The following is a 14,259-nucleotide window of genomic DNA, read 5'->3' as shown; positions in this document are numbered from 1 at the left end:
CCGGCCGGCCCGCGGACCGGCTCAGCCGATCTCGGGCCAGTCGTCCAGGTTGTCGCCGTGTGCGTGGATCAGGGCGGAGACGGTCCGTTCGAGGCCGAAGGCCATGCAGGAGCTGTGCGCCGGGCCCTCGTCCGCGAAGCCGATGGCGAAGTGCTCGCCCAGGTGGTCCTTGTGGCAGTTGGCCGAGGCGATCGCGGTGCCGGGGTCGCCGTCGTAGACCTCGGTGTGGAACTCGTACTTGAGGTCCTGCTGGATCTGGCTGGTGCGCATGAAGCGGTCCCCGGGCCCGAAGAAGGGGTCGCTGGCCTGCTGGACCGAGATCTTCAGCCCGAGCCTGGTGAACAGTTCCTCGGTCCGCGCGATCCAGGCGTCCCGCCACTGCCAGGCCTCCTCCTGCCCGGCGACCACGACGAACTCGCGCATCCGGAAGGACCGGAAGCGGCCGTACTCGCTGGTCGCCTCGTGGCGGTAGCAGTGTCCGACCGCGTCGAAGAAGCGGGCCTCGGTGACGGTGCTGTCCGCTATCTGCGGATAGACGCTGTAGCAGATAGCGGGGGCGAGTACGACGTCGGTCTCCGCCCGGGCGGCGGCGGGGTCCTGGGGATCAGGAGTGCCGCCGGTGCGCAGCGCGTGGACCGAGCCGAGCAGTTGGGGGAAGGACTCGGCGTACTGGGCGCGGTCGATGTTCGCTCGCGGAACGACCGGCGCGTAGAAGGTCGGGCCGGGCGATGCCGAGGGGTCCGTGGCGGTGAGCGCGGCCTGGAGGTTCGTCAGGACCTTCTCGAACTTCGGGGTGAAGCTGAGCAGCCCGGGTACCCCGGTGGGCAGCACCCAGCCGGCCTTCGTCGTTGTCATCGGGACAGTCACGCTCCTTGGGAGAACGGGTGGGCGGGGATGAACGGGGAGTGCGTGGGGAGCCGGTCAGGCACCGGCCGCCCGGGAGGAGCGGACGGCTACCAGCCGGCGCTCTCGGCGACCGTCTCGTAGGCGCTGTCCAGGCCCGCCATGAGCCTGGGGATCTGGTCGACGTGCAGGGGGACGCCGAACACCCTCTCCAGCTCGACGACGAACTCGACGGCGAGCAGGGAGTCTGTGTCCAGGTCCTTCTCGAAGTCCTCGGCCGCCTCGACCGCGGCGGGCTCGGCGGAGAACACCTCGGCCGCGACGTCCCGGATGCGGGCGAGTCGGGCGGCGCGGTCGGTGTCGGTTCTCGTACTGTCCATCGATCCACTCTCACTTCTGGGGATCAGCTCGCGCAGAGCAGGGGGAAGGGTGTCGCCGACTGCCGAGCGCAGCAACTCCAGGTACTCCTGGGCCAGTTGTCGGGCGGTGCGCTCGGTGAACAGGGAGGTGTTGTACTTGAGCTTCGCCTGCACGCTGCGGGCGCGCCGGGTCATCTGGAGGGCCAGCTCGAACTGGCCCTGCTGCTGGGGCAGGTAGTACTCCGAGGTGCGCAGTCCGGCGTGTTCCACCGTGCGGCCGGGTTCCATCGCCGCCGCGATGGGGTCGTCCTCGTCGAGATCGTTGAGCGCGAACAGGACGGTCACCGGTCCGGGCCGGCCGGGGTCGCGTGGCAGGTCGACGAGCCCGGAGAGCAGGGCGAACGGGAAGTCGCGGTGCATCAGGCTCCGCCACAGTCCGGCCGCCGTCCCGCGGAGGAGCGCGTCGAACCCCTCCTCCGGGTCGATCTCCACCCGCAGCGCCAGGGTGTTGACGAAGTAGCCGATGGCGTCGCGCGTGCCCACGCCCTGCCGCTGTGTCACCGGGTAGCCCACGACGAAGGCGGTCTGACCACTGAACCGGTGGACGAGCAGTTCGAAGACCGTGAGGAGGTAGGCGAACACGGTCACGTTGCGCGCGGCGACCGCGTCGTCGAGTGCCGCCACCAGGTCGGGTGGCAGGACGAGGTCGATCTCCGCGCCCTGCGGGCGGTAGACGGCCGGCCTCGGCAGGTCGGCCGGCAGCGCGGTGTACTCCGACACGCCCTGGAGTTCGCGCTGCCAGTGCCGCCGGGCCCGGTCCGCCCGCGGTGAGTCCAGATACGCGCGCTGCCGCCGTACGAACCGGTCGAACACCGCGCCCGCGTCCTGGGGGACGTGTTCGCTCCCCGCCCGGAGCGCCGCGTACCTGGAGAGGATCTCCTGGCAGATCAGCAACTGCGAGATGTTGTCGGCCACGATGTGGTGGGCCGTGATCAGCAGGATGTCCGAACCGCCGCGCGGCCGCAGCAGTGCCACCCGTACCGGCGGCTCGCGGTCGAGGCCGAACGGGCGACGCGTCAGACCGAGTGCGAAGGCGCGCAGTCCGTCCTCGTCGAGGTCCGGCTCGTACCGTTCGAAGAGTCCGGCAGCCGCCGCGGCCGACGCCGGGTGGCGGCGGACGCGGCCGGCGTCGTCGCAGCCGAACACCGAACCGAGCAGGGTGTGTTCCAGGACCGTGCTCCGGACGGCCGACTCCATCGACGCGACGTCCACCGGGAAATGCAGGCTGAGCGCGGCGGTGACGTTGTACGCGACGCAGTCGGGGTCGAGATTCTGGATAAGCCAGAGAGCTTCCTGACCAAGGGTCAGCTCGCCGCCGACCACGGGCACGGAATTCCTCTTCGTCATGGGTCAAGTACGGCACGGCCCGTCGGGCCGCGACAAGGAATCGGAACGGCAACTTTCCTGCCTGTCGAAAACTGCCGGGCACTTGCCTGTCCCCCGTCCGGAGCGACTCCTAATCTGAGCTCGTGATAATCGTCCTTGAATTCTCCGATGCGGGGTTGACGAGAATTGATATATGAGAACGCGTACGAGATGGTCCAGGACGATGTCTTCCTTCATCTCGACGGCGCGGCCGCGAATATCGACCTCTATCTGAAGATAGAAGGTCTCAACCCTGCTGGGTCGATCAAGATGAAGACGGCGCGGAGCATGGTGGAGGATGCCGAGCGCCGGGGCGTCATGCGCCGGGGCTCCCGGCTCATCGAGTCCTCGTCCGGCAGCCTGGGCATCGCCCTGGCGGTGGTCTCCGCCGCCAAGGGGTACCGCTTCCTGTGCGTCACCGACCCCAGCACCTCGGCACTGAGCGTCGAGATCATCAGAGCCCTGGGGGCCGAGGTGGTCACGGTGAACCGGCTGGACGACAGCGGCGGTTATCTGGGCACCCGGATCGCCTACATCCACGACCGGTTGGCCGAGGACCGTGATCTGGTCTGGCTCAACCAGTACGCGAACCCTGCGAACTGGGCCGTGCACGACCGGTGCACGGCGGCGTCGATCAGCGCCGCGATCCCCGACCTGGACTACCTGTTCGTCGGCACCGGCACCTCCGGGACCCTGATGGGCTGCATCCACCACTTCCGCCGGCACTCGCCGGACACCCGGATCATCGCGGTGGACGCGGTCGGCTCGGTCAACTTCGGCCATCCCGCCGCGCGGCGGTTCATCCCGGGCATCGGGACGAGCAGGCGCCCGGAGATCCTCCGTACCGAGCTGGTCGACGACACCGAGCTGGTCGCCGAGACCGACACCGTACGGACCTGCCGCTGGCTCGCCCGGCGCTACGGGCTCTTCGCCGGCGGTTCGACCGGCTCCGTGGTGCAGGCGGTGCTGCGGCGTGCCCCCGAACTCCCGCCCGGCTCCCGGGTGGTGGCCATCTCACCCGACCTGGGTGAGCGCTATGTCCACACGATCTACAACGACGACTGGGTCGCCGACACCTTCGGCCCCGAATGCCTCAAAGAGTCCGACGACGAGCTGTTCGAGCTGACGAGGGCGAGGAACTGACCCATGTTCTCTTTCCAGGTGATGGGCGGAAAGAGCGTCCGCGCCATCATCGAGACCTCCCGACCGGAGATCTTCGCGCAGGTCAGGGAGACCTACCTGGCGCACCACCGCGGCGCGACGATCAATCCCAACAGCTACTTCCTGCGCTTCCCCGACAGGCCCGACGCACGGATCATCGCCCTGCCCGCGGCCCTGCCCGAAGAGGCGCAGGGGGACGGGGACGCGGCCGGGGCGGGGGGCGTCGCCGGCATCAAGTGGATCGGCAGCTTCCCGGGCAACCTCGCCCGCAACGTCCCGCGCGCATCGGCCGTGCTCCTGCTCAACGACCTGGAGACCGGCTACCCCTTCGCCTGCCTCGAAGCCGCCCAGATCAGCGCGGCTCGCACGGCGGCCTCGGCGGTGCTCGGGGCCGAGCAACTGCACGGGTCCCGCCGGGCGGCGAAGCTCGCTGTCGTCGGCGCGGGCGTCATCTCCCGCAACATCCTCGAGTTCTTCCACGCCCTCGACTGGTCCTTCACCGAGACGGTGGTCCACGACACGGTGGAGGAGTACGCGAAGAAGTCGGCCGGACATGCCGACGCCCTCGGGTTCCGGGCCCGCACCTCCACCGGCCTCGACGACGCGGTGGACGGTGCCGACCTGGTGGTGCTGGCGACGACCGCCGGCGCGCCGTACATCCTGGACCCCGGTGCGCTGGCCGCCGGCCAGAGCGTCCTCAACATCTCGCTGCGCGACATCGGGCCCGAGTTGATCGCCGCCTCCCACAACGTCCTCGACGACGTCGAGCACTGCCTCAACGCAGGAACCTCGCCCCATCTGGCGGTGCAGAAGTTCGGGCACCGCGACTTCATCGACGGGACGGTCGCGCAACTCGTCCTCGGCGAGCTGCGCCTGGGGCGGGACCGGCCGCGGATCTTCTCGCCGTTCGGTCTGGGGGTGCTCGATCTCGCGGTCGGCCGGGAGATCCTGCGGATCGGCCGGGAGCACGGCCGGGTCCAGGACGTGCCGGACTTCTTCGCCGAGGTCGAACGATGGTGAGGCCCGGCACCCACTGGAGCGAAAGGAGGTTGGTCTCATGACGAAGCACACCAGCAGGCACCTGATCTCCCTCGACGACCTCGCCGACTCGGAGGTACGGGACATCGTCGGGCACGGCGCGGCTCTGGCCCGACGGGCGGCCGACGGGGACGGCGTCACCGGCACCGCACTGGCCGGCGACGTGGTCGGCGTCTACTTCCGCAGGACCTCGACGCGTACCCGTACGGCTTTCTCCGCCGGCGCGCTGCGGCTCGGGGCGGGGCTGGTCACCTACGGCCCCGACGACCTGCAGCTCAACACCGGGGAGACCACCGAGGACACCGGCCGGGTGATGTCGCGGATGCTCGACGTCCTGGTGGCCCGCACCGCGGGGGACATGCGGGAGATGCGCGCCTGGGCCGCCCAGCAGCGGATGGCCGTCGTCAACGCGATGAGCGCCGAGGAGCACCCGACCCAGGGACTGACCGATCTGACCACCCTGACCGGGCGGTTCGGCACGGTGGACGGGCTGACCGTGGTGTACGTCGGTGAGGGGAACAACTCGGCCGCGGCGCTCGCCCTCGGCCTGAGCCGCTACCGCGGGGTCCGGCTGGAGCTGCGTACGCCGCCCGGCTACGGGCTGTCCGGCACCGTGCTCGCCCGGGCCCGGAAGTCGGCGGCCGAGCACGGCTCGGCCGTGAGCGAACGGCACGACCTGCACGATCTGCCGGCCGACATCGACGCCGTCTACACCACGCGCTGGCAGACCACCGGGACCAGCAAACCGGACCCGCGATGGCGCACCGTGTTCGCCCCCTTCCAGGTGACCGCGCGGTTGATGGAGGGGTCGCCCAAGGCCGTGTTCATGCACGATCTTCCGGCCCACCGCGGCGAAGAGGTCACCGCCGAGGTGCTGGACGGACCCGCGAGCATCGCCTTCGAGCAGGCGGAGAACAAGCTCTACAGCGCCATGGCCGTCCTGGAGTGGTCCCGTGCTCTATCTGCGTAAGGTCGTGCCCTTCGTACCGGAGCACAGCGCGGCCATCCCGGACCTGCGCGAGCAGCTGGAGATCTCCCGGTCCGAGGTCAGGCTGCTGACCCGGTTCCTGGGGCTCGACCGGATCGTCGTCGCCGAGGGACTCTCCACGCTGGACATGCTGCTGGCCATCGGCCAGGAGGCGCTGGCGGAGACCGACCGGTCCCAGGTGCGCTACCTGATCCACGCCCATACGGTGCAGCACCTCGCACTGCCGGGCCTGCGCTGGATGGATGTGCTGCGCGCGAAGTTCGGTCTGGACGGTGCCACCGCGTTCTCGATGTCCCATCAGGGCTGCGCGATCGGACTGTCCGCGCTGAAGGTGGCCGAGAGCCTGCTCGCGGGGGAGCCCGCGGGGAGTACGGCGCTGGTCCTCATCGGCGAGAAGGCCCTGTCCTCGGTGATGCAGCACCTGCCGGGGACCTCGGTCCTCGGGGACGCGACAGCCGGCGTGGTGGTCGGCCTGGACGGGCCGGGAGACGCGCTGCTGAGCGTCGCGCACCGCACGTGCGGCGAGTTCCACCAGGCCATGAACATGCCCCCGGACCTGCAGCACCGCTACCGCCTGGCCTACTCCCCGGAACTGGCGGCCGTGATGCTCGACGCGATCGACGCCGCGGGCCTCGGACTCGACGAGATCGACCTGGTCCTGCCGCACAACGTGAACCGCTACTCGTGGACCACCACCGCACGGAGGCTGGGTCTCCCGCTCGACCGGATCTATCTGGAGAACGTTCCGAAGACGGGTCACTGCTTCTGCGCGGACCCGTTCATGAACCTCTCGACCGCGCGCGCCGAGGGCGTGGTGCGGCCGGGAGCCAACGTGCTGATGGTCTCCGCGGGTCAGGGCGGGACCTTCGCCGCCGCTGTGGCCAGAACCTCTACCGGACAGGAGTGAGATGTCTCCCCCACCCGAGTCTCCCGCGCACGGCGCCACGGCGGCCGAAGGGTTCACCGCACGGCTGAAGTCCGCCCTGGTCGGAGATCCGACCGCCCGATTCGTCTACGTCAACAACTTCGAGGTCGAGCGTGTCTGGGGCCGGGACGAGCCGGGGCTGCCGGGCGCGGGCCTCTCCTTCTCCTCGGCCACGGTGAACCGGATCGAGGAGGTCGGCGTCCTGCTCGCGGACGAGCACGACGCCGTGGTCCTCAAGGAGGCGGTCGATCCCGGCTACGCCGCCTACCTCGACGCTCTCGGCGCGGCCGACGGCGCGCGACTGACGGTCGACCGCAACGTGCCGGACCGGTCGGTCACCGCGGACGCGCTGGACTCACCCGCGCTGCTCGGTGCCCTGCGCGCGCTCGCCGACGGCCGTACGTACCTGATGCCGCTCGGGATCTCCCCGGACGAGGAGCGCCTGGCCGAGGCCGCGGGGCTGCCGCTGGCCGGTCCTTCCGCGGCCGTCTGCAAGGAGGTGAACGGGAAGATCTTCAGCCGGGAGCTGGTGGACGCCGCCGGCCTGACCGCCGTTCCCGGTGCCGTGTGCAGGACGGTGGAGGAGCTGGCGGAGGCGCTCGACGTCCATCTGGTGCAGACGGGCTCCCCCGTCGTCGTCAAGGAGTCGCTGGGCGTGTCGGGGCGCGGCATGGTCGTGATCGAGGACGCGAAGCGGGGCGAGCGGCTGCTGCGGATGATCGAGCGGCGGGCCGGGGCGGACCGGCGTGTGTCGGTCGTCGTCGAACGCTGGATCGACAAGCAGGCCGACCTCAACTACCAGTTCGTGGTGGGCCGTGACGGTCAGGTCGGGTTCGAGACGGTGAAGACCGCGCTGACGGAGAACGGCGTGCACCGCGGTCACCTGTTCCCTCCGGCGCTGCGGCCGGACCAGGTCGAGGAGCTGCGGGTGGCGGCCGACGTCATCGGCAAGGAGCTCGCCGCGGCCGGCTACTTCGGGCTGGCCGGCGTCGACGCGCTGCTCGCCGCGGACGGCACGCTCTACCCCTGCCTGGAGATCAACGCGCGGTTCAACATGGCGACCTACCAGAACCGGATCGCCGAGCGGCTGATCGGGGAAGGACGGTACGCGCTCGCCACGACCTTCGACCTCCGCCCGAGCCGCGTGCACGGCTTCGACGAGGTGCGTGCGGCGCTCGGCGAACTGCTCCTGGACGGCACACCACGGGCCGGGGCGGATACGGGCAGGCCGAACGGCGTACTGATCAACAACTTCGCGACCCTGAACGCCATGCTCCGGGCCGAAGGAAAGCCTTACGGCCGCCTCTACGCGATCTGTGTCGGCGACGACGAACAGGACGTACGGCGGACGAGAGAACGGGCCGAGACCCTGCTGAACGAAATGGTGGCCAAGCCGTGAGTGAAGCCGTGCGGGAAGACGTCGACTGGAACGGCATCGCCGCCCGGTACGGAACCCCGACCTATGTGTACGACGGCGACTGGCTCGCCGCGAACCTCCAGGCCCTGCGCTCCACCCTGCACCCCTCGCTGGAGGTCTTCTACTCGCTCAAGTCGAACCCGAACAGGGGCGTCTACGACGTCCTGCACGCCGCGGGGGCGCGCGCCGAGGTCTCGTCCCTCGCCGAACTGCGGCTGGTCCTCGACGCGGGGACCGATCCGGCCGACATCGTCTTCCTCGGCCCCGGCAAGAGCGGGGAGGAGATCGAAGCCTGCGTGGAGGCGGGCATCTACGCGATCGTCTGCGAGTCGTTCGCCGAACTCGAGCTGATCGACGCGGCGGCCCACGCGCGCGAGGTGCGCCAACGGGTGATGCTGCGGGTCAACCCGGCCCTTTCCATCGCGGGTTCGCGTCTGACCATGGGCGGCAAACCGCGCCAGTTCGGCATCGACGAGGCCGAGATCCTCGCGGCGGGCCCGGCCCTGACCGCGTTCCGGCACGCCGACGTGGCCGGAGTCCAGGTGTACCTGGGCACGCGCATCCTCGACGCCGGAGTGATCGTCAAGAACACCACCTACATCCTGGACCTCGCCGAACGGATCGCGCAGGCGACCGGAATCCGCCTGGAGGCGGTGGACATCGGCGGAGGACTGGGTGCGGCCTACTTCGACGGAGAGGAGGAGCTGGACACGGCCGTGCTGGCCAAGGACCTCAACCCGCTGCTGGACCGGTTCGCCTCGGCACACCCGGAGACCCGGCTCATCATGGAGGCCGGCCGGTACCTGACGGCGCTCGGCGGCACCTACCTGATGCGGGTGCGGTACACCAAGAAGTCCATGGGCGAGAACTTCGCCGTCGCGGACGGCGGCACCCACCACCACATGGCCGCGGTGGGCATCGGGTCCTTCGTCAAGCGCAACTTCCCGATCGGCCTGCTCTCGCGGACGGCCGAGCCGTCCGAGGAAGCCGGCCGCTGGAACATCGCCGGTCCGCTGTGCACCCCGAACGACACCGTCGCCAAGGGGGTGGCCCTGCCCGAACTCAGGCCGGGAGACCTCATCGGTGTGCTGCGGTCGGGGGCCTACGGGCCCTCGGCCTCGCCGGTGTACTTCCTCAGCCACGGCTACCCGGCCGAGGTCGTGCTGCGGGGCGGCCGGTCGTTCCTGGTGCGCCGCCGGGACACGGTCGACGACGTCCTCGGCAAGCAGAGCACCTACCCCGAACTGCGCGACGCCGACCACCTCGGCTGATCCGCCCACTCCCCCTCGTAACGGAGCTGAGACCATGGTGAACACCGACAACGCCACGACAGCCGACGCGCTCCATGAAGCGCTCGCCGCGGTGCTGAACAAGGAACTGCCCGAGCTGACGCCGCAGACAAGGCTGTTCAGCGATCTGGCGCTGGACTCCACGAGTGTGATCGAGCTGCTGATGGAGCTGGAGGACACCCTGGGGCTGCAGATCGACCCGGACGAGCTGACGCCGGAGGTCTTCGAGACGGTCGGCAGCCTGACCGCGTACGTCGAGGCGTGCACGTCCGGGCAGGAACAGGCCTCCTGACCGATGCGGCAGACTACGCAGGCGCCGCCGCGTGACGCCGCGCGCCCGGACGGCAGCAGGACTCTGCGGCTGGGCCGCCCGGCCGCCCGGGACTTTCCCGGGCGGCCGGCCACGCTGGCAGGGGTCGACCTCAGGTTCATGACGCAGTTCCTCGCCTCGTTCGGCGAGGAACCCGACCACCAGCGCTACTCGGGCGGGGGCGGCAACTCCTTCATAGGCATGGCGCGGGAGCTGCTCGACGGCCTGGACCGGCCGCTGCCCCCGCTGGACAAGGTCGTGCTCGCCTATCACGTACCCGACATGAGCATCGTCGAGGTGGCGGGCTGCTACCTGGCCGAGCGGTGCCCCGGGAATCCTCAGGTGTTCTCGGTGGCGGGGCAGGGGGTGGGCGCCCCGTTCACGGCGCTGCGCGTCCTGTCCCGCATGTACGCGGCTGACGAGCTGGCCGAGGGCGCCGTGCTGGTGCTCGACCAGTCCACCCTCCCCTACTTCGACGCGGACACGCACACCGGGCCCAGCACCGACTGCGCCGTGCTGCTGAGCACCGACAGCGGGGGCGGGCAGCCGGCCGTGGAGGTCGACTTCGTGGACGAGCGGGTCGCCGGCCCGGACGCGGTGGCCCGGCTGCTCTCGGGACACGGGCCGCGGGCCAGGGTCGTGGTGGGCAGGATGCTCGCCGACCTGCTCGATCCGCGGCTGCGCACGGGGCTCGACCTGGTCGAGGGGGCACGCGACCGGCTGTGCACCAGCGCCTGGGCGGCGCTCGCCGCGCACTGGGCACCGGACCGGTACACGGTGGTGGCCGACTACGATCCGCACTCCGGCCGGCTGTTCAGGGCCGGGCTGCGTCCGGGAGCGGCCTCGTGAACGGAGCCGCCGCGGACGACCTGCGGCGCTGCCGGGACCTAGGGCGCGACGGCGGCCTGGCCGCCGGCCTCGCAGCGGTGCTGGAAGGACTCGACCCGGCCGCCGAGGCACCGGGCGGCGCGGCGGTCCTGCCCGCGGCCGCGGTGGGCGCGGGTGGGGCCGGAAGTGCGGAGGTGCTGCCGCACCCGTTCGCGGCTCTCGAAGGACTGGCCGTGGTCCGCTTCGGCGGCTCGGGCGCCGGCCCGGGGCTCACCGGGCGGCGCGCGGCCCGCCTGGCCGCCGTACGGGCCGGTCTGCTCTCCCGCATGCTGGACACGGCGGTGGAGCGGCTGACGGACCGCCGCTTCGGCGGCATCCCGCTGATCGACCATCAGCTGGTGGGCGGATCGGTGGCCGACGTGGTCACCGAGATCGCCGTCACCTCGGCCGCGCCCGAGAGCGACTCCGCCGAGGCCGTGTGGGACCGGCACGAGCGGCTGACCGAGGCGGGCTGGGTGACGACCCGGCTGTTCGGCGCCGAGGGGTACATCACCGACCATCCGGTGCGCGCGCTGTACATGTCCGCGCTCGCCGCGGACCTGTGGCTGGCCCGGCCGGACGTCCCGGAAGGAGCACGATGACCGTGGCCGAACTCGGCGAACGACTCCTGGCGCTGCGCGGCGCCGCCGCCGAGAGCGCGGGTGAACTCCGCGACCACGCGGCGGCGCTCGACACGGCTCCCGGCGACATGAAACCGCACCTGGGTGTCAGCGGTTTCGACCTGATACGCCGCTGCACGACTCCGGAGCGCTACGGCGACCCGCTGCGTGTCGGGCGCTTCACGTACTCGGCGGGTTCGTGTCTGGACACACTGGTGTGGATGCTCGAACTGGCCTACGGGGACGCGGGGATGGTGCTTGCCGCACCGGGCCCGAGCCTGGCCGGGATACTCCTGGAACGGTTCGGCGACGAGACGCAGCGGGAGCACTTCTACCGTGCGGTCGCCGGAGAGGCCGTCTGGACGTTCTTCGCGGTCACCGAACCCGGCCGGGGCAGTGACGCAAGCGGTCTGGAATGCGCTCTGCGCCGCGAGGCTCCGGGGTCGTACCGGCTGGACGGGACGAAGAAGTACATCGGCAACGGGGCCCGCGGTGACATCGGCGTCGTCTTCGCCCGGACGGGCGGCGGACCGCTGTCGATCCGGGCCGCGCTCGTCGGGGCCGACGACCCCGGCTTCCACGCACGGGAGCTGGACATGGTGGGCCTGCGCGGCACGGCCCTCGGCGAGATCAGGCTCGAAGGCGTCGCCGTACCGGAGGAACGGCTGCTGGCCCGGCATCTGCCGCCCACCCGTCGCGGCCTGTGGGGTGCCGTGCACGTGTTCAACACCGTACGGCCCCAGGTCGCCGCGCTCGCGGTCGGCACCGGGCTCGCCTGTGTGGACCTGGTGCGCGCCGAGCGTCCGCACGCACCGGGCCTGGAGGCCGTCGCGGCCCGGCTGGAGAGCTGCCGTCACCTCGTCTACGAGGCCGGGGCCGCCCTGGACCACGACCGGGACGCGGGTTCACTCTCCAGTACGGCCAAGATCGCGGCGGTGGCCGCGGCGCGGGAGGCATCGCGCTGGGCGGTGCGGTCACTCGGCCCTTCGGCGCTCATCGACCACCCGCTGCTCGAGAAGTGGACACGCGACGTGGGCTCCTTCGAGTTCATGGAGGGCACCAGCGACATCCAGCGCCTGCACGTCTCGCGTGCGTGGGTGAGGGGGCAGGTACGGAAAGGCGGGGCGTCATGAGAGTGGGCATCGACCTGCTGGAGATCGCCCGGTTCGCGAAGATCGCCGCGCATCCGGGCGGACGGCGGATCGTGTTCTCCGCCGCGGAGCTCGCGCACGCCGAGACCCTGGGCGCGCCGCGGCGTGAGGAGTACCTGGCGGGACGGTTCTGCGCCAAGGAGGCCAGCGCGAAGGCGCTCGGCCGGGGACTGGGCCAGGGCCTGGTCTGGCGGGAGATCGAGGTGCTGGCCGACGCGCACGGGGCACCACGGGTCCGGCTCGGCGGCGGGGCCCTGGCCGTCGCGGAGCTGGCCGGAGTCGAACGGATCGACCTGTCGCTCAGTCACCACGGCGGCCTGGTGGTCTGCGTGGCCGTAGCAACCTGAATCCGAGGGATGGACCGATGGACCTGAGCCTCTTCTTCTTCGCCGACACCGCGGCCGACAGCTCCGTGGAGAGCGACGGGGACCTGTACCGCCTCCTGCTGGAGAGCGCCCGTTTCGCGGACACCCACGGCTTCCGTGCGGTGTGGACCCCCGAACGGCACTTCCACAACTTCGGAGGGCAGTATCCGAATCCCTCGCTGACCGGAGCGGCCCTGGCCGCGGTGACCGAGCGAGTGGCGATCCGGGCCGGCAGTGTGGTCGCCCCGCTGCACCATCCGGTCCGGATAGCTGAGGAGTGGTCCGTCGTCGACAACCTCTCCGGGGGCCGCGCGGGTGTCTCCTTCGCCTCCGGCTGGCACGCCGGGGACTTCCTGCTCCAGCCGGAGAACTACAAGGACCGCAAGAACATCATGGTGGAGGCGATCAGTACCGTACAGCGGCTCTGGCGCGGCGAGGAGGCCGAGTTCGACGGTCCTGAGGGCGAGCAGCGGCGCGTCCGGCTCTTTCCCCGCCCGGTCCAGGCGGAGCTGCCGGTGTGGATCACGGCCGCCGGCTCGCCGCAGAGCTTCCGGATCGCGGGCACACTCGGCACGGGCATCCTGACCCACCAGCTCGGCCAGGCGGACGACGCCCTGGAGCGCAACATCGCCACCTACCGGGAAGCGCTGGCGGAGGAGCACGGGCCGGAGGCCCGCGGGCACGTCGTACTGATGCTGCACGCCATGCTCGGCGAGGACCGCGAGCAGGTGCGCGAGCTGGTGCGCGCGCCGCTCACGGGGTATCTGCGCAGCTCGATGGAGCTGATCGCCGCGTCCCCGGCGGCTCCCGGATCCGACGGCTTCGATCTGAACCGGATCTCCGCCCAGGACAGGGAGTTCATGCTCGCCAGGCAGTTCGACCGGCTCTTCACCAGTGCGGGCATGTTCGGCACCGTCGAGGACGGTGTCGAGGTGGTCCGCAGGGTCGCGGCGATGGGCGTGGACGAGATCGCGTGCCTGGTCGACTTCGGCGTGGACCGGGACGAGGTGCTGCGTTCGCTGCACCATCTCGACGCGGTGCGCGCCCGGGTCGCCGCGACCGCCGGGGATCCGGCCCCCGGCGGTTGAGGCCGGGCGCCGGACGGCACGGTCCGCGGCGTCGTGCGCGGCCGGGGCGACCGGCTCGCGCCTGCCGGCGGAAGAGGCGGTGGTGGTGGGGGGTCAGTTCCAGCGGTCCTGGTTGATGAAGTGGCTGAAGGCGCGCCAGGAGTTGGGTCCCATCACGCCGTCGATGGGGCCGGTGTAGCCGTTCGCGGCGGCCAGGCGTTGGACGGCGGCCCAGGTGTTGGGTCCGGGTACGCCGTCGGTGGGTCCGGTGTAGCCCCAGTTGCGCATGTTCCGCTGGAGCGCGGTGTAGGTGCCGGGTCCTGGTACGCCGTCGATGGGGCCGGTGTAGCCCGACTCGATCCGCAGCCAGTTCTGTGTGCGCTGCCACATCACGGGGCCGGGAACACCGTCCTGCTCCGTCGACGTCTTCGGCA

The 14,259-nt window shown here is 70.9% G+C and carries 15 protein-coding genes; 12 read left to right on the top strand and 3 right to left on the bottom strand.

Going from position 1 to position 14,259, the window contains the following annotated elements; genetic code table 11:
• Positions 1 to 21: 21 nt before the first annotated feature.
• Positions 22 to 855 (bottom strand): aminoacyl--tRNA ligase-related protein, encoded by an 834-nt coding sequence (locus tag AB0I83_RS22700; RefSeq protein WP_356532243.1) that lies wholly within the window; start codon positions 853 to 855, stop codon positions 22 to 24.
• 98 nt (positions 856 to 953) lie between these two features.
• Positions 954 to 2,609: a condensation domain-containing protein gene (locus AB0I83_RS22695; protein WP_363305892.1), complete on the bottom strand. Its 1,656-nt coding sequence runs from the start codon at positions 2,607 to 2,609 to the stop codon at positions 954 to 956.
• Between the two features lie 165 nt (positions 2,610 to 2,774).
• On the opposite strand from AB0I83_RS22695, the gene sbnA reads away from it, so the two are divergent.
• Genes sbnA through AB0I83_RS22635 form a run of 12 tightly spaced genes read left to right on the top strand, consistent with a single transcriptional unit; the run spans position 2,775 to position 13,846 of the window.
• Positions 2,775 to 3,770, top strand: a complete 996-nt coding sequence (gene sbnA, locus AB0I83_RS22690; protein WP_356532246.1) for a 2,3-diaminopropionate biosynthesis protein SbnA — start codon at positions 2,775 to 2,777, stop codon at positions 3,768 to 3,770.
• Between the two features lie 3 nt (positions 3,771 to 3,773).
• Entirely contained in the window at positions 3,774 to 4,808 is a 1,035-nt protein-coding gene (gene sbnB / locus AB0I83_RS22685; RefSeq protein ID WP_363305891.1) for a 2,3-diaminopropionate biosynthesis protein SbnB, read from the top strand.
• A gap of 37 nt (positions 4,809 to 4,845) precedes the next feature.
• Positions 4,846 to 5,796 carry an ornithine carbamoyltransferase gene (locus tag AB0I83_RS22680; RefSeq protein WP_356532249.1) on the top strand — a complete coding sequence of 317 codons (951 nt, stop codon included), beginning with the start codon at positions 4,846 to 4,848 and terminating at the stop codon, positions 5,794 to 5,796.
• Positions 5,780 to 6,721 (top strand): ketoacyl-ACP synthase III family protein, encoded by a 942-nt coding sequence (locus AB0I83_RS22675; protein ID WP_363305890.1) that lies wholly within the window; start codon positions 5,780 to 5,782, stop codon positions 6,719 to 6,721. Before AB0I83_RS22680 ends, AB0I83_RS22675 begins: the two co-directional genes overlap by 17 nt.
• Before the next feature lies 1 nt (position 6,722).
• On the top strand, positions 6,723 to 8,138 hold the full coding sequence (locus AB0I83_RS22670; RefSeq protein ID WP_363305889.1) for an ATP-grasp domain-containing protein: 1,416 nt from the start codon (positions 6,723 to 6,725) through the stop codon (positions 8,136 to 8,138).
• Positions 8,135 to 9,427 (top strand): type III PLP-dependent enzyme, encoded by a 1,293-nt coding sequence (locus AB0I83_RS22665; protein WP_356532253.1) that lies wholly within the window; start codon positions 8,135 to 8,137, stop codon positions 9,425 to 9,427. The genes AB0I83_RS22670 and AB0I83_RS22665 overlap by 4 nt, the downstream gene beginning before the upstream one ends.
• A 34-nt stretch (positions 9,428 to 9,461) precedes the next feature.
• The gene (locus tag AB0I83_RS22660) at positions 9,462 to 9,737 is read left to right on the top strand and encodes an acyl carrier protein (RefSeq protein WP_356532254.1); all 276 of its coding nucleotides are present in this window, start codon (positions 9,462 to 9,464) and stop codon (positions 9,735 to 9,737) included.
• Between the two features lie 3 nt (positions 9,738 to 9,740).
• On the top strand, positions 9,741 to 10,604 hold the full coding sequence (locus AB0I83_RS22655) for a hypothetical protein (RefSeq protein ID WP_356532256.1): 864 nt from the start codon (positions 9,741 to 9,743) through the stop codon (positions 10,602 to 10,604).
• Positions 10,601 to 11,224 (top strand): acyl-CoA dehydrogenase family protein, encoded by a 624-nt coding sequence (locus tag AB0I83_RS22650; protein WP_363305888.1) that lies wholly within the window; start codon positions 10,601 to 10,603, stop codon positions 11,222 to 11,224. Before AB0I83_RS22655 ends, AB0I83_RS22650 begins: the two co-directional genes overlap by 4 nt.
• Complete coding sequence (locus AB0I83_RS22645; RefSeq protein WP_356844366.1) at positions 11,221 to 12,375, top strand: acyl-CoA dehydrogenase family protein; 1,155 nt, start codon at positions 11,221 to 11,223, stop codon at positions 12,373 to 12,375. Before AB0I83_RS22650 ends, AB0I83_RS22645 begins: the two co-directional genes overlap by 4 nt.
• Positions 12,372 to 12,740 (top strand): holo-ACP synthase, encoded by a 369-nt coding sequence (acpS, locus tag AB0I83_RS22640; RefSeq protein WP_356532261.1) that lies wholly within the window; start codon positions 12,372 to 12,374, stop codon positions 12,738 to 12,740. The genes AB0I83_RS22645 and acpS overlap by 4 nt, the downstream gene beginning before the upstream one ends.
• 17 nt (positions 12,741 to 12,757) lie before the next feature.
• A complete protein-coding gene (locus tag AB0I83_RS22635; protein WP_356532262.1) occupies positions 12,758 to 13,846 on the top strand; it encodes a MupA/Atu3671 family FMN-dependent luciferase-like monooxygenase in 1,089 nt (362 codons plus the stop codon).
• A 93-nt stretch (positions 13,847 to 13,939) separates the two neighbouring features.
• Here the strand turns inward: AB0I83_RS22635 and AB0I83_RS22630 are convergent.
• On the bottom strand, positions 13,940 to 14,259 hold a 320-nt coding region (locus tag AB0I83_RS22630), incomplete at its 5' end, for a peptidoglycan-binding protein (protein ID WP_363305887.1).

It is taken from the genome of Streptomyces sp. NPDC049970, from assembly GCF_040660235.1.
GTDB lineage: Bacteria > Actinomycetota > Actinomycetes > Streptomycetales > Streptomycetaceae > Streptomyces.
Note: the sequence above shows the minus strand (reverse complement) of the source record. Positions and strands in the feature narration are given on the sequence as shown.